This window comes from Mesorhizobium sp. WSM4836 (assembly GCF_055811815.1).
In genome coordinates this window covers 356077-372748 of record NZ_JBVVQF010000001.1, presented here as the reverse complement: position 1 = coordinate 372748, position 16672 = coordinate 356077, and the positions used below count along the sequence as shown (strand labels likewise).

Genomic DNA, 16672 nt, shown 5'->3' with positions numbered 1-16672 from the left:
CGAGGATAGTCATTAGCCGGCAAACCAGAAACTTCAGGCGTTCAGATCAGCGGCAACGCAACTCATCCCGGTATCTTGTATGGCCTATCGCCCTGCCTGGACGATACTGACGGGCATAGGCAACACAGGCGTCCACCGTGCTGACACAGAGCGCATCGCGGTTGTTCGGCAGGTTGTTGTCGCCGGCGTAGGCAATCTCGGCAACACGGCCGTCAACCATGCGAATTTGCGTGTTGCAGTAGCCGCCGGGGGCGACGTTGACGGAACCTCCGAGCGCCGGAACGGGGCCAATGGCCACGGTCGGAACCGCAATATTGAGATTGCCGCGTTGAACGACGCGCTGATAGGTCCAGATCTGGCCGGATTTGCCGACATCGGCAGTGGCGGTCGGAAAGCCCGCGCACATTCGAACGTCCGCCTCGCTAAGGCCGACCATCTCTTTGCGGGCCGCCGCCGCCGTGGCGTCCTCCTTAGCAGTGCTCGACGTGTCGTCGGGCATGACGCAGGAAGACAAGATGGCGGCGCTTGCCGGTAGAAGGAGAAGGGCAAGCTTTCTCGTCTTGAAAGATGTCATACCAACTTCGGATTGTACGGGAGCCCCGAATGCCAACCTAGGAAGTGGGCCAATCGAGTCAACCGGCAGAAATTCACGAAGTCGTTTGGTACTTCATTCCGTCGCACTCATCTGCTGCAAGAGATTGAGGCTGCCGCCGTGATCCTCGCGCCCTATCTTCCGCCAGGGGCATCGGATTTCCAAACCCGACCCCTTCTTGTCAGATGTACTGGCGCACGGTGCTGTGACTTTGGTTCGGCCGACGGTGTGCTAGTTTCCAGCCAAATTGCTCCGGAGACGTCATGCCTATCAAGCTGCAAGAAATCGCCCTCGCTCTTCTGCTGTTGGTTGCCGGAGTTGCGGTCGGTCATGCGGAGACGGCCCAGCGGCCGCCGCCCACAGGCGGGGTTCTCTCGCTCCTGCCATCGCCGCAGATTTCCGATCATTCGATCGTCATTGCCGGACGCACGCTCGATTACGAGGCCAAGGCCGGCACGCTGTCATTGCCGTCGGGCAAAGGCGATATCACCGCCGAGATTTTCTATGTCGCCTATGCTCTGCACGCCGGGAAAGAAACGGGACCGGATCCGCGTCGCCCGATCACCTTCGTGTTCAATGGCGGTCCGGGAGCAGCTTCCGCATATCTTCATCTCGGCGCGCTCGGTCCGCGGGTCCTGGCGACGGCGGCCGATGGAAGTTTCCTGCCGCCGCCGCAGAGGCTGCTCGATAACCCCGACACTTGGCTCGACATGACCGACTTGGTCTTTGTGGACCCTGTCGGAACCGGTTACAGCCGTGAAGCGCCCGGCACGGGGGCACACAGCTTCTGGGGCGTCAGCCAGGACGCCGCGTCGATAGGCGCGTTTATCCGGCTCTATCTGGCGCAGACCAAGCGTACGGCATCGCCTGTCTTCTTGGCTGGTGAAAGCTATGGCGGCTTTCGAGCAGCGTTGCTCGCCAGGAAGCTTCAGGAAGACATCGGCATCAGCCCGAGCGGCGTCGTGCTGATTTCGCCGGCGCTCGAATTCACGCTGGTGCGCCCGGACGAGTTCCAGCCGCTCCACTGGGCGCTGGAACTGCCGTCGCTGGCGGCAGTGCGCCTGCACAGCGAAGGCGTTTCCGGCCCGGCTCTGCAGGAGCGGCTGGCCGAAGTCGAACGCTATGCGCTCGGCGATTATCTGGCTGCGCTGACCGGTGGGCTGGAGCAGGGTGGAGGCCTGGCGAGCCAACGTGTCGCCGCAATCACTGGTCTGCCGTTCGATCTCGTCCAGCGGCACTTTGCCCGCATTCCCATAGGGCTCTTCGCCAAGGAGTTTGCGCGGGCAAAGGGCAATGTTCTCAGCGCCTATGACGGCAACATCGCTACAGCGGACGTGGCGCCAGAGAGCCTGGGAGTCGAGGGTCCCGATCCGGTGCTCGATCGAAGCGTGCCGGCGCTCACCTCCGCTTTCGTCGGCTATGTGCGTGATGAATTGAACTTCCGCACGGATATCAGCTATCGGCTTCTCAATCGCGAAGTCAGCGGCAATTGGGACTATGGAACGAGCCCGACGCGTCAGGGCTATGCGGGTGTCATGGGCGACCTTCAGCAGGCGCGCACGCTGAACCCCAGCCTCGGCGTGCTTATTGTCAACGGCTACAGCGATCTGGTGACGCCGTACATGGGCTCGCGCTATCTGCTTAGTCAAATTCCTTCGCTTGCGGGCGCAAGGCCCATTCGCAGCGAGGTGCTGGAAGGCGGGCACATGATGTACCTGAGGCCGGATGGGCGGGCGGCACTGAAGCAGGCTGCGTCCGAGCTTTACCGAACGACGCAATGAGACGGTTTGCGCAAAAAAGCGGCGGATACGCTGTTCGCGCTCTCATCAGGCCCTAGTTCCATCGCGATTGATCGGTTACACACCTAGGATGGCGTCTTTTAGCGACGTTCGACAGCGGATTAGCCGGCTCTCCAGAATTGCGCCACTGGTGCGGCGTTCTGCCGAGCGGGCCATTCGGAATACCAGGCCACACAGGCTGAGAAGCCTCGTCGACCGCTGGAATGAGCTGTCGCTGGCCACGCAGTTCCTGCTCGCGGGTGGCCTATTCTCCCTGTCGGCCATGGTGGTGGTGGGGATTTCCGTCACGAGCCACATAGAAGCCGTGGTCACGCAGAATTCGGCATCGGCTACGGCTCTTTACGTGGACAGCGTTATCGCGCCGCTGCTTCCGGATATGCGTAAGAGCGAAGTCCTCGACGAGAGCGTCGCCCATGCGCTCGATGAAACGCTGGGACAAGGGGCGCTCGGCACAAGGCTCGAATCCTTCAAGCTCTGGCGTCGCGACGGAACCATCCTGTATTCGACCGACAAGACATTGATCGGCAAGCGCTTTGAACCCAGCGAGAATCTCCGGGCGGCATTTGCAGGCCAAATGGTTTCGGAGTTCGACAAGCTTGACGATCCGGACAGCGAGGCCGAAAGAGCCAGCGGCTTGCATCTCCTCGAGATCTACAATCCTGTGCTACAGCCATGGTCGGGGGAAGTGGTAGCCGTTTCGGAATTCTACGAGGTCGCCACTGATTTTGAAAAAAACCTGCGTCAGGCACTCATTCGAACCTGGCTGGACGTTGCTGCCGTCACGGCGGCTTTCTTTCTCGGGCTCTCGGCAATCGTATTCCGTGGCAGCCGCACGATCAGCTTGCAGAGCCGCTCGTTGAAGCAGCGTATTGCCGAGCTTTCCGACCTGCTTGCTCAAAACAGACTGTTGAGGCTGCGGGTGCAGCGTGCCTCGCAGCGCGCCACCGCACTTAACGAACGCTATCTCAGGCGCATTGGTGCGGACTTGCACGATGGTCCCGCGCAACTGGTTGCTCTCGCGGCGCTGAGAATCGACAGCCCCATCATTGCCGATCCCGCTACGCCGCAATCGAAGCGCGCGCAGGAATTGCTTGCCATCAAAGCACATCTGGACGATGCCATGCGCGAGATCAGGAGCATCAGCAAGGGCCTTGTCCTTCCGCATATCGAGCATGCCGAACTGGGTGAAATTCTCCAGCTTGCCGTACAGGCGCACGAAGAACGAACGGGCGTCAAAGTGAGACTATCGATGACCGGCGGCCATAAACCCTTGTCACCGGCGGCCAAGATCTGCATTTTCCGCTTCGTCCAGGAGGCGCTGAACAATGGATTCCGTCATGCCGGAGGTGAAGGTCAGTCGGTCGAGAAACATTTCGACGGCGAACGCGTTTGTATCGAAGTGTCCGACGCCGGCCCCGGCTTTGACCCACAAATCGTGCGTCCCGAGAGGCTGGGGCTCGTTGGGCTGCGCGAGCGGGTGGAAAGCCTCGGGGGCCAGTTTACCGTGACTTCCTCACAAAGTGGCACGATCGTGAAAATGGCTCTCAACATCGTTGAAATGGGGCAGACATGACCGCAGCCATCAAGCTCGCCATCGTCGACGACCATCCGCTGTTCAGGGAAGGCGTTGTGCGCACGCTCGATCAGATCGGCGGGTTCGAGATCGTCGGTGAGGGAAGCAGCAGAGACGATGCTCTGCGGATAATCGAAGACCAGCGGCCCGACATTCTGCTGATGGACATCTCCGTTCCTGGAGGTGGCCTTGGCGTGATCGGACCGGCCCTGGAGCGGTATCCGGCACTGAAAATTGTGATGCTGACCGTTTCGGAAGAAAACCAGCATGTGATGACCGCGTTGCAGAGCGGGGCAAGAGGCTATGTTCTGAAGGGGGTCGGGTCGAGGACGTTGGCTGCGATCCTGCGCACGGTAGCGTCGGGCGAACGATATGTCTGTCCACAATTGTCGGCGCGCCTGTTGGCCGATCTGTCGGCTCAATCAAAAGAGCCGGCGAAAGCTGACGGACTTGCCGAACTCACCAGCCGCGAAAGGGAGATCCTGACGCTGGTTGCCGCGGGACTGAGCAACAAAAGGATCGGGCTTCGGCTGAACCTGCATGAGAAAACGATAAAGCACCACATGACGCGAATCCTGGCTAAGCTCAACGTCAGCAACAGGACCGAAGCGGCGATGAGCTTGCGCGACGCGACTGAACGCCGGAATCCGCCTGTTCGCGATCACGCTTGAGCCGAAATTGCCGCACGGCCCGGCTATGTGAACTGGCCCTCAGTCGATCATTTCAAGCAACCTGTCCCGATCGGAACGCGTCGCCATGCGCCGAATGATGGTGCGGCCCTTGGCATCCCGCATTTCATATTGGCCGCTATCGACGCGCTCGCTGAGGCCGTTCGAATGCATCACGCCAATGCTCGGCCCACTCACCTCGACCCGGTCTCCCGTGGTTGCATTGATAAAGAGTTTTGGCCTGCTGCCCGGGCTGCCCGGGTTTACCGCAGGGGCGGGATCAGGGGGATTGTCGTCCTGCGACTTTGCTTTGCCCTTGCCGGCTCCGGCGTTCGAGTTTGAATTGCTGGAGTTTCCACCGGAATTGCCCGAATTGCCGTTCCCGTTACCATTCCCCCCGTTGCCATTTCCATTCCCGTTGCCGTTCCCGCTGTCTCTGGCCCAGGCAGCCTGCGGGGCGAGCGTCGGCGACAGTGCGTCGAACATGACGCGATAGGGGCTCACAACGAGAACGAAGGTCAAAACGACTACAGAAATGCCGACATGACGTCCTCGTGAAGATCCGGTCCTTCGTCTCCGGGTCGTCATCAATGAACTTGCCAGTCGCATCTCGGAAATCGCCTTAATCATACGGACCTGTCGTGCTGCCTCCTGTTCGAATTCGTGTGATGTTTAAAACAACGGTTTGTATCCGGTAGGTCAAGACCCACCAGTCCCACGAGGGTAACTGGTGGGTCTCGCTGGCGCAGGAAGGGACTATTTACTGCGCAAGTCTTTTGCCTTCGCTTCGTTGCGCCTCTCGGCGCCGACTTCTCATCGTCAGCCAACAATAAATCCAATGGCCGCGATCCCGAAACACAGGCCAAATAACGGAAAAAGCAGCCAACGCGCCTGGTGAACGCTCGGATCCATAGCGGCCTCCTGTAACAGTCGGCATCGCAACGGGCCTCCTCGGAACTCGGTTCCTGAAACTCTCGCGTTTTGGGCTTTTGCGATAGCAGCCTCGGACCAAAGTTTGGCTGTGTTGGCCCTTGGTCGACAGGCCTACAGACTGAAGTCCCTATGCCAGGAGCCACCCTGCATTCGGCAACCTTTGTGTCCACCAGCGGCGCGATCCACCGGTCGCTTCGAATGCTTCGCGTTCCTGGCTCTATGGCGAAGCGACGTTGGTCCACCGCATGTCATTGAAACTCACCAGTACAGATTCATATGCGGATTGAGTCGGATGTCTCCTCCCATTGCGTCCGGCGCGTTCCCCTCTGGAGGTTACAGACCTTCACGCTTGGCCGGGCTAAACAGTCCGGCCTTCTTCTTTTGGTCATTTGCTTCCATCGGTCATCTGTGCAGCGAATTCCATCGATCATCTGTGCAGCGAATTCGCCTGACGACTCCAATTGCGAGGCATCGTAAAATCAATTTGCAAATGCATTGATTTGCTCGTGCACGGCACCGCACGGAGCCTTCGAACTCAGGCGCATTTTTGCGACGCGTCGAGGCATTTTCGCGGCAGCGCGCGATCTTGCCTTACCTCCGCGTCAGCTGCGAGGTGGAAGTTTCTGGACAGACCAGGTGTTGCCGTCGGGATCCTTAAAGAAGACAAATCTGCCCCAGGGAAAATCCTTGATATCGCTGACCTCGATACCTTGAGCGGCCAGGTATCGGTGTGCCTCATCGATATCGGGCACGACCAGTTGCAGGCCCCTTATGGATCCTGGGGGGCTGTCGACGACCCCGTTGCCCATGGCAATCGAACAGGCCGAACCGGGCGGCGTCAATTGCACGAAACGTATCTCGTCGCTTACGGTGTGGTCGTGATCGAGATGAAAGCCGACCTTACCAACATAAAAGGCAATTGCTCTATCGACGTCCGATACGGGGACCGGGACTAGTTCCAGCTTCCAATCCATGACAGCCCTTTCGCAGCTTGATCGGCAAGAGGTGCCCAACACCGTGGGCGACATCCCGCCATCTTCCCAATGCCATTGTCGGCGCGAGCCGCTCAAACAGTCAAGAGATCCAGGGTTCGGTCGGAGACTTCAACGCCGGGTCGGCCTAAGCTCCCCACGCCGGACATTTTCACAGGACCGCGAAACAATTATGTCCGGTCGCCGTTTCGCCCGCAGAACCTTTCGAGGAGGCGACGATGAGCGCAACCGGCTTGGACGTCTTTGACAAAACGCTGCAAATAACAAACATCTGGCTTGACGAGATCATGGCGGATCTTGGTCCGGATCGACACGTCGCCTGGCATACATTAGGCGCCGTTCTGCGAACCCTTCGGGACAGGCTGCAGATCGGACTGGCGGCCAAATTGGGAGCGGAACTGCCGCTGCTCGCGCGCGGCGCCTACTATGATCGCTATCGACCCGCCGACATGCCCGACAAGACACGCTCGCTTGAGGAGTTCCTGCAACACATCGCCGATGAATTGAAATCGACCCGTCCTGTCGATCCCGAGGATGCGGCACGCTCAGTCCTGCGTGTGCTTGCACGACATATCGACCTTGGCCAGTCGGCAAAGGTGCGGGATGCGCTGCCAAAGGAAATCCAGGTCCTCTGGCCCGAAAGCGTGGGCGTCAAGTAGCGGCTAAAGTCAGAGGTTAGTGGAGCACACCGGAACGGACTATGCGCCACGCTAAATGGCGAAGTTCTCAGCCGGGATGGACGCTCGCGGCTTAACCTGGAAAGATCGTGAAACCGCCGTCGACGCGGATGACCTGCCCGTTGATGAAGCGCGCGCGCGGACCGGCGAGGAAGGCCACCGCTTCGGCGATCTCTTCAGGCTCCGCATACCGGTTCAGCGATTTCTTGCTCGAATCCATGCGCTGCGGATCGACCACCCGGCTCGCCTGGAAGCGTGCCGTCTTGGTGGCGCCGGGGCTCACCGCATTGACGCGTACGCCGTCGTCGATCAATTCCTTGGCGAGGCAGCGCGTATAATGGACGACGGCTGCCTTGAGCGTCGAGTAGACCACCTCGGGCGAGCATCCGATATGCGCCGCCGCCGAGGCGATGTTGATCACCGAGCCCGAGCCACGCTTGACCATCGGCGGAACGAACGCCTGGCAGACCAGTATCGTGCCGATGAGGTTATTGTCGGTGAGAACCTTGATGTCGTCGTAGTCGATGTCGAGCGCGTTGTTGGGATTGGGCTTTACGCCCTTGGCGCCGATGTCGCCGCCGGCGCAGTTGACCAAGACGTGCACGTCGCCAAGATCCGCCTCGATCTTCCTCTTCATTTCGGCGACGGCCTGCTTGTCGCCTATATTGCCGGTGACCGCGGTCACCCGCGTTCCATGCTTCTCCAAACCTCGGGCAGAGTCGCCGAGATCCGCGAATTCGCCGTATTGAGATGGCCGGGTCCAATCGAGGTCGTGGACCGCGACGTTTGCGCCAAGTTCGGCCAAGCGGTCGGCCATCACGCGGCCGAGGCCGCGTCCCGAGCCGGTGACGAAGGCCGTCAGGCCGCTGAGTTCTCGGGCAGTCATGCTGATTTCTCCATTGCAATGAAATCGAATTTCTTCATGTTGACGGCGCTGCGCCGGATCATGTCGAGCTCGTACGAAACGAGCGCGCCGTCATCGTCCCGTTCCCACGGCGTGCGGTAGTCGGCGTCGTCCGCAAGGCGGTTCAGGCGCGCAGCACTCAGGCAGGCGGCGAATTCGCGTGCGGTCTTCGGCGCATATCCGTTCCACCAGTCGTCGGTGAGACAGCGAACGTGACGGGCCTCCAGCGCGCCGGGCTCAAGCACGGCCGTCAGCGTGTCGTGGTGCTCGCCCAGGATGGCTGCCAGTTCGGCGAAAGGCACGGCGCCGTCGCCGATCGCGCAGCGGACCAGGCGGTAGCCCTTATCCGTGAACTGGACGCGATAATCCTTGAGGTGAACGTGGCGGACATGCGGCGCTATCCGGCGCGTGAAGGCAAGCGGCGCCTCGCCGACAGGAAAGGTGTTGCCGGTATCGTAGGTGATGCCGACGCCCGGCCCGCCGAATTCGCAGAACGCGACCAGTTCGTCGCTGCCGAAGTCCTGATGGTTCTCGATGCCGAGCACGCGGCCCTCAGCCGCCGCACGCGGCCCCCATTTCGTCAAGGCAGCGCGAATCGTTGCGTTGAACTCGCTCCATTTCGTACCCCACGCATTGCGGTCGCCGCACAGGACGGGCGTCAGTGCGATGCGGATCGTTGTTGCCTCGAGCAGGCGCGCGGCCCGAAAGGCGTTGTCCAGCGGACCTGCCACGAGAAATCCGCCACTAACCACCGGAACGGTGTCCAGCGCGGCCAGACGCCTGCGCAGCGCGACGATCTCGGCGTCCGATAATTCGGTCAACCAGGGCTCGTAGATCTCGAGCGTGCGTGCGCCCAGTTCCTGCGCCAGCGCTATGAAGCCTGCCAGCCCCACGCCGTTCGGATTGTGCCGCGGCGTGCCGCGGCCCTGCAGGCCGAGATAGTAGGTCAGTCCGTAGGGGTTGAGGCCGAGACGAAGCATCAGCTTGGCGGTTCCAATTGAGAGCGGAGAGGTGTCACTAGCGCAGACCGGCATCGACGGTGATGGACTGCTTGGTGATCATGCGGCTGTCGTCTGCGGCCAGGAAGAGCACGGTGCGTGCAATCTCCTCGCCCAGCAGAACGCGTCGGATCAGTTGCCGCTGCACCGTCTGGTCGAGTGTCTCCTGCGTTTTGAACCACAGCTCGCGCTGCCGCTCGGTCATGACGGCGCCAGGTTCGACCGCATTGACGCGGATGTTATCCGGTCCGAACGACCGCGCCAAAGCACGCGTCAGCGCCACCACAGCCCCCTTGGCGGTGGCGTAGGCCACCATCTGGTCCGCTCCGAAACGCCAGGCAATGGAGGAGAAGTTTATGATCGAGCCGAAGCCGAGTTCCTTCATATGCGGATGCACTGCCTGCGCGGCGAAGAAGTGATGTCTCAGATTGACGTCGAAGCTGCGGTCCCAATAGTCAGCCGTCACCTCGTCGATGGGATGGCGCTGATCATTGGCAGCGTTATTCACCAGGACGGCGACCGGACCAATCCGCGCGCGCACGCCTGCTACCGACGCCTGCAGCGCATCGACGTCGGTCACATCGCAATGGAGGTACAAGGGAACCTGCCCGGCGGCAGCGCCGAGCTCGCGCACCAGCGCCTCCGCTGGTTCGTCCTGCACATCGAGAAAGGCTACCCGGGCGCCATTCGAGGCGAAGGCGCGGACCATATCGGCGCCGATGCCGGAGGCGCCGCCGGAGATCAGTACGACCCGATCGGTCAAGCTAGGATAAGTCGCGAATTGTACGGACATCGATTACAGAAGCGCCTTGGTTGTTGGATCGAACAGACAGGCGCGTGACATATCGATGCCGAGCGTTATCGTCTCGCCCATGACGGGAGCGTCGTCCGGCTCGAAACGGCCGGTGATCTCCAGGTCACCCAGCCTGAGCACGGCCAGCGTCTCGGCCCCGGTCGGCTCGACCAGTTCGACCGGCGCCCGCATGGACGCCACAGCAGGTTTGCGCGACTTCAGGTCGGTCGTGAAACGGTAGATATGTTCCGGCCGGATACCGAGCACGACGTCCTTTGGCGCACCGGCGGGCATCGGCGCGGCAAGAGCAAGGCTGGCGTCGCTGCCGTCAGCGGCGCGTACCGAGATGCTGGTTGAGCCCGTGAGCCGGGCGGGGATGAAATTCATCGCCGGCGATCCCATGAAACCGGCAACGAACATGTTGGTTGGCCGGTCGTAGATCCGTTTCGGCGTGTCGAATTGCTGCACCGAGCCCTGGTTCATCACCGCAATGCGGGATGCGAGCGTCATCGCCTCGACCTGATCGTGGGTGACATACACCGTGGTCTTGCCGACGCGATGGTGAAGCTTCTTGATTTCGGTGCGCATGTCGACGCGCAGCTTGGCATCGAGGTTGGACAGGGGCTCGTCGAACAAAAACAACTTCGGGTCGCGAACCAGGGCACGCCCCATCGCAACGCGCTGCCGCTGGCCGCCCGAGAGCTGGCCTGGCCTGCGTTTAAGCAACTGTTCGATCTGCAGGAGTGCGGCAACCCGCTGGACAGCTTCCGCTTGCGCCGCTTTTGGCACGCCGCGGCTTTCCATGCCGAAGGTAATATTCTGGCGCACCGTCATCGTTGGATAGAGGGCGTATGACTGGAACACCATCGCAATGTCGCGGTCCTTGGGTTGCACCGAGTTCACCAGCCGGTCGCCGATCCATATCTCGCCCGACGTGACGGTTTCGAGGCCGGCGATCATGGCGAGCAAGGTTGACTTGCCGCAACCCGACGGGCCGACAAGGGCGACGAATTCTCCGGTCTTGGCCTCGAGATTGATGCCGGCAAGAATCTCGAGCGAACCGTAGCTCTTGTGAAGATTGCGGACCATCAACGCGGACATGGGCGACGCCTCATTTGATGGCGCCCTGGGTGAGGCCGCGCACGAAGTATTTTCCGCCGAACAGATAGATCAGCAGCGGTGGCAACGCGCCAATCAGCACGGCTGCGCTCATCACATCGTAAGCACGTGCGGTCGTGCCGCCGGCGGTAAGCGCGACCAACGCCGCTGTGATCGGCTGCTGCTGGCCCGATGTGAAGACGACGCCGAACAGATACTCGTTCCAGATGCCGGTGAACTGCCAGATGACGGTGACAATCAAGATGGGCGGCGACAGGGGCAGGATGATCTTGCGGAAGATCCGCCAGAAGCCGGCGCCGTCTATGCGTGCCGCCTTGATCAGGTCGTCCGGTATGCTGACGTAGAAATTGCGGCAGAACAGGGTGGTGAACGAGATGCCCTGGACGACGTGGATCAACACCAGCCCATATGTGGAATTGGTCAGGCCGAGCTTGCCGAGCAGGAACGCCCACGGCATCAGCGAAATCTGGCCGGGGATGAATACGCCTAGCAGCATCAGATTGAAGATCAGTTCGGAACCCCTGAAGCGCCATTTGGAGAGGATGTAGCCGTTCATGGCGCCGAGAATGGTCGAGATGATGGTGGCGGGGATCGTCATCGCCAGCGAGTTGAAAAAATTGCGCTTCATCCCCTCGCAGGTACCGCTGACGCAGTAGGATCCCCAGGCCTGCGCCCAAGCGTCGAGGCGGAGACTGCGAGGTACGGAGATGAGGCCGTTGCGGGCAATCTCCGACTGCTCGCGCAATGAGTTGAAGATTACCACCAGCAGCGGCACGAGATAGACCGTCGCGAAAAGCGCCAGCACGGCATAGACAAGGAAGCGGCTCCAGAAATGCCGGCGCGTGGCCGCGGCTTCTTCCGGATCAAAGCCGGCCTGATTGGGCCGGCCCGAATCAAAGCTGGTGTCAGGAGCAATTTCAGCCATTGCGGCCCTCGGCCCGCCGGCGCCAGACGATCCACAGGGAGTACGGCACCAGCACCACCGCGACAGCCGCGAGCATCATCATAGCCGCGGCGGCACCCTCGCCGATTTGGCCGCGCTGGAACATCAGGTCGTAGACATAGATGGCGGGGAAGGTGGTGGACACGCCTGGCCCGCCCCGCGTCAACGCCGCAACCAGGTCGAAGGTCTTGATGGCGAATTGTATCTGAATGACCGCCACCGCCAGGAATATCGGGGCGATGGTTGGCAGGATGACCCTCCGATAGGTCCGGAAAACCGACGCGCCGTCGATTTGCGCGGCTTTGACGAGATCCGGATCGACGGACCGCAGACCGGCTAGGAAAAGTGCCATCGCGAAGCCGGACGACTGCCAGATACCGGTTATGATCACCGCATAGATGGCGGTGTTGCGGTTGGCCGTCAGGGCGAAGCTGAAGTCGGTCCAGCCGAGCCCGCGAACGAAGGCCTGGATACCGTCGACAGGGTTATAGAGCCAACTCCACACCGTACCGGTGACGATGAAGGACACCGCCAGCGGATAGAGAAACATGGTGCGCCAAACCGCCTCGCCGCGGACGCGCTGGTCGATCGCGATCGCGAGCAGCAGGCCAACGGCCATCGAGCCAACGATATAGAAGCCGCTGAACAGGAAGAGATTGGTATAGGCGATGTTCCAGCGCCGGTTTGCCCAGAGCGAAGCGTAATTGTCCAGGCCGACGAACCCATAGGTCGGCAACAGCGACGAATTGGACAGCGAGATGTAGAGCGTCCAGAGCGTGAAGACGAAAACATAGATGAAACTCGCCACTATCGACGGCGCCAGCACCAGAATGGGCACCATCGTGCCCAGGCGCTCGCGCCACGGACGGGCCGCGGCGGCAGCAGCTGGTACAATCAGATCATGGGTCGACATCGGGCTGCTCCGGCGAGGTCTGGCCGGGCGCTTCGCCCCCGGCCATCATCGGCAGCATTACTTCTGCGCTTCGGCCGCATCCGCCATCGCATTGGCCGCGTCCTGCGCACTCATATCCGGCGTTGCTACAAACTCGGTGATGCTATCCATAATTGCGCCGCGGACCTTTTGCGGCACCGTCATGTTGTGCGCCATCGAACGCACGAGCGTGCCAGTGGCGATCGAGGCTTGCAGATCCTTTTGCGAGAGTTGCTGGCAGGGATTGAAGCCGTTCGAAAGATCGACGTCGAGGCGGGCCGGGATGGAGCCTTTGGTCTGATTGAAAATGGTCTGGAACTCGGGCGACAGGATGATACTGGCAAGCAGCTTCTGTCCCTCGATGTAGTCCGGGTCCTTTTGCTTGAAGAACACGACCGAGTCCGAATTCAGGATGAAACCCGGCTTGCCCCAATCGGTCGGCGCCTGGGCGCAGACATAGTCGGTGCCCTGCTTGAAGCCGCCGGCCGTCAGCAGGCCGAGCGTCCAGTCGCCCATGATGTGGAAGGCGGCCTCGCCGCGGCCGACGAGGTGAGACATGGTATCCCAGTCACGCCCATTCATGCCGGGGTCCATGTACTTCGAGGTCATAGTGCGGAACTGCTCGAAGGCCTTGACCATGCCGTCGCTGCGCATGGCATCGACGTCGCCCTCGACGAAAGCTTTCCTGTAGAGATCGAGGTCCTGACCGTACACGACCACTTCGAAAACGGTCGAGTCGGTCCAGTCGGCGGTCGAGTGCGAAATGCAAATCTTGCCGCTGGCCACGATCTTGTCGCAGGCGGCGTTGAATTCCGCCCATGTCTTCGGCATCTCGGTGACGCCCGCATCCTTCATCACCTTCGGCGATGCCCACAGCCAGTTGATGCGGTGGATGTTCATCGGCGCCGCCACCCAGTTGCCGGTCGGCTTCATCACCGGCAGCAATTCGGGAGCGACGACCTTCTCCCAATTTTCCGCCTTCGCCAGGTCGTCGAGATTGGCTGTCATGCCCGTCTCGTTCCATTCGGCGATCTCGGGGCCCTTTAACTGCACCGCGGGAGGCGCGTTGCCGGCGATCACATCGGCACGCAGTTTGGCCAGGGTATTGGCCGTATGGCCAGCGATGGAGGTCTGCTGCCAGGTGCCGCCCTTGGCGGTAAACATCTCGCCGAGCTTGGCGATGGCCTGGGCGTCCGATCCGGTCGCCCATTGATGCAAGAGGTTGGTCTTGGGTTCCGCGAGCGCTGTTCCGGTAATCAAGGTCAAGGCGGCAGCGGCTGCGAAGGCCGTCCTCAGATGTTTCATCGTTTCACTCCCATATGTGATGCACGGTTCGTATCGACCGCTTGTGGCCCGCGATTTGAGGTCGTGGCCGCTGAGATCCAGCAATCTCTGTTCTTTCCAAGATGACATATTTGGGCTATCAGTCAACGTGCTTTGTGCTCATCATGAACAAACCTTCGCTTAGAAATTGGCTGATCGACAGGCCGTCCGCGTCGCCGGAGAGCCTGATCGTCCGATGCCTGCGCGAGCGCGGCGTGCTTTCTGCGTCGCAAATTACCCGCATTACCGGTTTGGCGCGGTCGACCGTTTCAACCGCGCTCAACGGCTTGAGAAAGTCTGGGATGGTGATCGAATCCTCGGCCCATCATGACGCGGCCAGAGGTATTGGCAGGCCTGCCGCAACATTGACGCTCAATCCCGCTGCGGGCACCTGCGTCGGCATCCATCTGGGCCTCGACGAGATGCGATGCGTCGTCGCCGACGTCTCGCATTCTTTCATTGCCGAACAAACTATCCCCATGGACCTGGACTACCAGCCACAGCAGGCAGCCCAGCTCGCCAAGTCAGTAATCGCCCGATGCTATGAAGAGAACGGTCTGCCGATGGCGGGGCTCCTGGGGGTTGGGGTCTCCGTCTCGGGCCCAGTCAGCCGCGACGGAGTGGTGCTGCGGGCGAGTATCGTTCCGACCTGGGCGGGGGTCAACATCCGCGATGTGTTCGGGCCGGTCCTCGAACAGCCGATCTTCGCCGACAATGAGAGCAACTGCTCGGCCATTGCGGAGCTGATGTGGGGTGCGGCCGTCGGCCACGACGAGTTCGTGCTGTTCAAGGTCGATCTGGGCGTCGGCGGGGCCATTGTCCAGCACGGCCGGCTGGTGAGTGGCATAGCGGGCGGCGCCGGCGAATTCGGGCACATCAGCATCGATCCCGGCGGCGACCTTTGCCGGTGCGGCAATCGAGGATGCCTGGAGCTCTATGCCAGCTTTGCCCGGCCGCTCGAGCAGATTTCGCGCATCGTGCGGCGGCCGGTCACGATGGACGACGTGATCATGATGGCCGAGCAGGGCGACGTCAGGGCGCTGCGGATGATCGAGGACACCGCCGAGTTCGCCGGCCGTGGCCTTGGCTTGATCGGTTCGGTGCTCAACCCGCCGCTCATCATCATCGGCGGCCGCATGGCGTTGGCGGGCGACATTCTCCTGGCACCGCTGATCGCGTCATATGAACGCCACACGCTCATCAAGTCCCGCGATGTGGCACCCGCGCTGCGCACACGGATAATCGTTGGCAAGCACACGGAGAACGACGCATTGCTCGGCGCGGTCGGCCTCGTGCTGCGCCACAACAGCAGGCTTCAGTGACCCGGCTTCGCTTCAGCGGTGCCCTGAGGATCGTTGTTCCAAAACGCTGCGCAGCCGCCACACAGCCCAGTCCCTCCGGCGTTTGGACTGGTTCACTCTGGTGGGTTAGCGCGTGGCAATGATGAGCGAGCCAAGAGATGTTATAAGGGCCGCGTGGGTTTATGGTGTTAACGGGTAAGCTTGGGAGTGGTTGTCAATGCCATATTGCTGCAGCAGGCCAAGCTCCACCCCTCGCCCGGTCGGGAAAACTGCAAGATGAAGCAGAGCGGAGTTGCCTTGCTGCACGGTGGTGGGCAGGCGGTGCCGGCCCTCGGGATCGATGTCCATGTGTGGCGGGTCGCCCTCGATACTCCCCTTTCGCAATCGGACATGGCGGTGCTCAATCCAAATGAATTGACCAGGGGCGGCCGGTTTGTTTTCGAGCAGGATCAGCGGCGCCATCTGGCAGCTCATGCCGCCTTACGCCGGGTGCTGTCCATTTACGCCGACGGGGCCCCGGGAGAGCTCGATCTGCGGCAGACCCCACGGGGAAAGCCGTTCCTTGCGGACGGGCGCCTCGCCTTCAACCTTTCGCATTCGGGGGAGCTTGCCCTTGTGGCAGTGGCTGCCGCCGGGCAAGTCGGCGTCGATATCGAACGGGTTGCCTCGAGGAGCGGGGAGATGTCCATCGCCCGTTCTCTGTTCGCGCCCGGCGAAATCGCACAACTTGAGTCACTGGCGCCAGAGGCCCGCCGCCTCATGTTCTGCCGGTTTTGGACTTGTCGCGAAGCCGCGCTCAAAGCTGCCGGCGTCGGCCTCTCCGGAGAGGGACTGGAGATAGGGATGGGCGGCAGCGGCGAGGCCTATATCCTGTCGCCGCCGCTGGAAATGGTTGAACCCCTCAGGCTCATCGAGTTCCGCCCAAGCGCGCACCACGTGGCCGCCGTCGCCTGGAGTGCACGCGATCCTCAGGCTGTCGCACGCCGCTTCGATTTCGACCTGGGATTGCCTTGACGCCCCGGAACCGGATCTCGGTGACCCTGTTGTGGCGACAAGGGATCGAGGGGACGGAGCTTCTTCAAAAGCAGTCAGATCGGCTCAAAAACTAATCAAATTGGCTTAAAAA

General features: G+C 61.3%; 16 protein-coding genes. 6 read left to right on the top strand and 10 right to left on the bottom strand.

Annotated elements, in window-relative coordinates:
* Positions 1-46: 46 nt before the first annotated feature.
* Positions 47-499, bottom strand: a complete 453-nt coding sequence (locus AC0L2P_RS01910; RefSeq protein WP_473499559.1) for a hypothetical protein — start codon at positions 497-499, stop codon at positions 47-49.
* Between the two features lie 356 nt (positions 500-855).
* Here AC0L2P_RS01910 and AC0L2P_RS01905 point away from each other — a divergent pair, with 356 nt between their 5' ends.
* The 3 genes from AC0L2P_RS01905 (at position 856) to AC0L2P_RS01895 (ending at position 4635) form a co-directional block, all read left to right on the top strand.
* The gene (locus AC0L2P_RS01905) at positions 856-2373 is read left to right on the top strand and encodes a S10 family peptidase (RefSeq protein WP_473499558.1); all 1518 of its coding nucleotides are present in this window, start codon (positions 856-858) and stop codon (positions 2371-2373) included.
* Positions 2374-2521: 148 nt separating this feature from the next.
* Positions 2522-3964 (top strand): sensor histidine kinase, encoded by a 1443-nt coding sequence (locus AC0L2P_RS01900; protein WP_473499557.1) that lies wholly within the window; start codon positions 2522-2524, stop codon positions 3962-3964.
* Positions 3961-4635 (top strand): LuxR C-terminal-related transcriptional regulator, encoded by a 675-nt coding sequence (locus tag AC0L2P_RS01895; protein WP_473499556.1) that lies wholly within the window; start codon positions 3961-3963, stop codon positions 4633-4635. The genes AC0L2P_RS01900 and AC0L2P_RS01895 overlap by 4 nt, the downstream gene beginning before the upstream one ends.
* A 39-nt stretch (positions 4636-4674) precedes the next feature.
* On the opposite strand, the gene AC0L2P_RS01890 is transcribed toward AC0L2P_RS01895, so the two are convergent.
* Together AC0L2P_RS01890 and AC0L2P_RS01885 are read right to left on the bottom strand one after the other, a co-directional pair.
* Positions 4675-5118 carry a hypothetical protein gene (locus AC0L2P_RS01890; protein WP_473499555.1) on the bottom strand — a complete coding sequence of 148 codons (444 nt, stop codon included), beginning with the start codon at positions 5116-5118 and terminating at the stop codon, positions 4675-4677.
* 1049 nt (positions 5119-6167) lie between these two features.
* The gene (locus tag AC0L2P_RS01885) at positions 6168-6539 is read right to left on the bottom strand and encodes a VOC family protein (protein ID WP_473499554.1); all 372 of its coding nucleotides are present in this window, start codon (positions 6537-6539) and stop codon (positions 6168-6170) included.
* A gap of 236 nt (positions 6540-6775) precedes the next feature.
* On the opposite strand from AC0L2P_RS01885, the gene AC0L2P_RS01880 reads away from it, so the two are divergent.
* Positions 6776-7216, top strand: a complete 441-nt coding sequence (locus AC0L2P_RS01880) for a DUF2267 domain-containing protein (RefSeq protein WP_473499553.1) — start codon at positions 6776-6778, stop codon at positions 7214-7216.
* Positions 7217-7307: 91 nt separating this feature from the next.
* Here the strand turns inward: AC0L2P_RS01880 and AC0L2P_RS01875 are convergent, their stop codons facing one another.
* The 7 genes from AC0L2P_RS01875 to AC0L2P_RS01845 are packed head-to-tail and all read right to left on the bottom strand — an operon-like array spanning position 7308 to position 14227.
* Positions 7308-8120 carry an SDR family NAD(P)-dependent oxidoreductase gene (locus tag AC0L2P_RS01875; protein ID WP_473499552.1) on the bottom strand — a complete coding sequence of 271 codons (813 nt, stop codon included), beginning with the start codon at positions 8118-8120 and terminating at the stop codon, positions 7308-7310.
* Positions 8117-9118: a sugar phosphate isomerase/epimerase family protein gene (locus AC0L2P_RS01870; RefSeq protein WP_473499551.1), complete on the bottom strand. Its 1002-nt coding sequence runs from the start codon at positions 9116-9118 to the stop codon at positions 8117-8119. Before AC0L2P_RS01870 ends, AC0L2P_RS01875 begins: the two co-directional genes overlap by 4 nt.
* A gap of 37 nt (positions 9119-9155) precedes the next feature.
* Entirely contained in the window at positions 9156-9929 is a 774-nt protein-coding gene (locus tag AC0L2P_RS01865; RefSeq protein ID WP_473499550.1) for an SDR family NAD(P)-dependent oxidoreductase, read from the bottom strand.
* A 3-nt stretch (positions 9930-9932) separates the two neighbouring features.
* Positions 9933-11030: an ABC transporter ATP-binding protein gene (locus AC0L2P_RS01860; RefSeq protein WP_473499549.1), complete on the bottom strand. Its 1098-nt coding sequence runs from the start codon at positions 11028-11030 to the stop codon at positions 9933-9935.
* Positions 11031-11040: 10 nt separating this feature from the next.
* Positions 11041-11973, bottom strand: a complete 933-nt coding sequence (locus tag AC0L2P_RS01855) for a carbohydrate ABC transporter permease (RefSeq protein ID WP_473499548.1) — start codon at positions 11971-11973, stop codon at positions 11041-11043.
* A complete protein-coding gene (locus tag AC0L2P_RS01850; RefSeq protein ID WP_473499547.1) occupies positions 11966-12904 on the bottom strand; it encodes a carbohydrate ABC transporter permease in 939 nt (312 codons plus the stop codon). The genes AC0L2P_RS01855 and AC0L2P_RS01850 overlap by 8 nt, the downstream gene beginning before the upstream one ends.
* A gap of 57 nt (positions 12905-12961) precedes the next feature.
* The gene (locus AC0L2P_RS01845; RefSeq protein WP_473499546.1) at positions 12962-14227 is read right to left on the bottom strand and encodes an ABC transporter substrate-binding protein; all 1266 of its coding nucleotides are present in this window, start codon (positions 14225-14227) and stop codon (positions 12962-12964) included.
* Between the two features lie 143 nt (positions 14228-14370).
* Between AC0L2P_RS01845 and AC0L2P_RS01840 the strand changes: the two genes are divergently transcribed.
* Both AC0L2P_RS01840 and AC0L2P_RS01835 read left to right on the top strand, forming a co-directional pair.
* Positions 14371-15567: an ROK family transcriptional regulator gene (locus tag AC0L2P_RS01840; protein WP_473499545.1), complete on the top strand. Its 1197-nt coding sequence runs from the start codon at positions 14371-14373 to the stop codon at positions 15565-15567.
* Positions 15568-15822: 255 nt separating this feature from the next.
* Positions 15823-16560 (top strand): 4'-phosphopantetheinyl transferase family protein, encoded by a 738-nt coding sequence (locus AC0L2P_RS01835; RefSeq protein WP_473499544.1) that lies wholly within the window; start codon positions 15823-15825, stop codon positions 16558-16560.
* The last annotated feature ends 112 nt before the right edge of the window (positions 16561-16672 follow it).

Excerpts from the sequence above, each read along its gene's own strand:
- AC0L2P_RS01910 (WP_473499559.1), bottom strand. The coding sequence starts at position 499 with ATGCCCGACGACACGTCGAGCACTGCTAAGGAGGACGCCACGGCGGCG.
- AC0L2P_RS01905 (WP_473499558.1), top strand. The coding sequence starts at position 856 with ATGCCTATCAAGCTGCAAGAAATCGCCCTCGCTCTTCTGCTGTTGGTT.
- AC0L2P_RS01895 (WP_473499556.1), top strand. The coding sequence starts at position 3,961 with ATGACCGCAGCCATCAAGCTCGCCATCGTCGACGACCATCCGCTGTTC.
- AC0L2P_RS01890 (WP_473499555.1), bottom strand. The coding sequence starts at position 5,118 with ATGTTCGACGCACTGTCGCCGACGCTCGCCCCGCAGGCTGCCTGGGCC.
- AC0L2P_RS01885 (WP_473499554.1), bottom strand. The coding sequence starts at position 6,539 with ATGGATTGGAAGCTGGAACTAGTCCCGGTCCCCGTATCGGACGTCGAT.
- AC0L2P_RS01880 (WP_473499553.1), top strand. The coding sequence starts at position 6,776 with ATGAGCGCAACCGGCTTGGACGTCTTTGACAAAACGCTGCAAATAACA.
- AC0L2P_RS01875 (WP_473499552.1), bottom strand. The coding sequence starts at position 8,120 with ATGACTGCCCGAGAACTCAGCGGCCTGACGGCCTTCGTCACCGGCTCG.
- AC0L2P_RS01870 (WP_473499551.1), bottom strand. The coding sequence starts at position 9,118 with ATGCTTCGTCTCGGCCTCAACCCCTACGGACTGACCTACTATCTCGGC.
- AC0L2P_RS01865 (WP_473499550.1), bottom strand. The coding sequence starts at position 9,929 with ATGTCCGTACAATTCGCGACTTATCCTAGCTTGACCGATCGGGTCGTA.
- AC0L2P_RS01860 (WP_473499549.1), bottom strand. The coding sequence starts at position 11,030 with ATGTCCGCGTTGATGGTCCGCAATCTTCACAAGAGCTACGGTTCGCTC.
- AC0L2P_RS01855 (WP_473499548.1), bottom strand. The coding sequence starts at position 11,973 with ATGGCTGAAATTGCTCCTGACACCAGCTTTGATTCGGGCCGGCCCAAT.
- AC0L2P_RS01850 (WP_473499547.1), bottom strand. The coding sequence starts at position 12,904 with ATGTCGACCCATGATCTGATTGTACCAGCTGCTGCCGCCGCGGCCCGT.
- AC0L2P_RS01845 (WP_473499546.1), bottom strand. The coding sequence starts at position 14,227 with ATGAAACATCTGAGGACGGCCTTCGCAGCCGCTGCCGCCTTGACCTTG.
- AC0L2P_RS01840 (WP_473499545.1), top strand. The coding sequence starts at position 14,371 with ATGAACAAACCTTCGCTTAGAAATTGGCTGATCGACAGGCCGTCCGCG.
- AC0L2P_RS01835 (WP_473499544.1), top strand. The coding sequence starts at position 15,823 with ATGAAGCAGAGCGGAGTTGCCTTGCTGCACGGTGGTGGGCAGGCGGTG.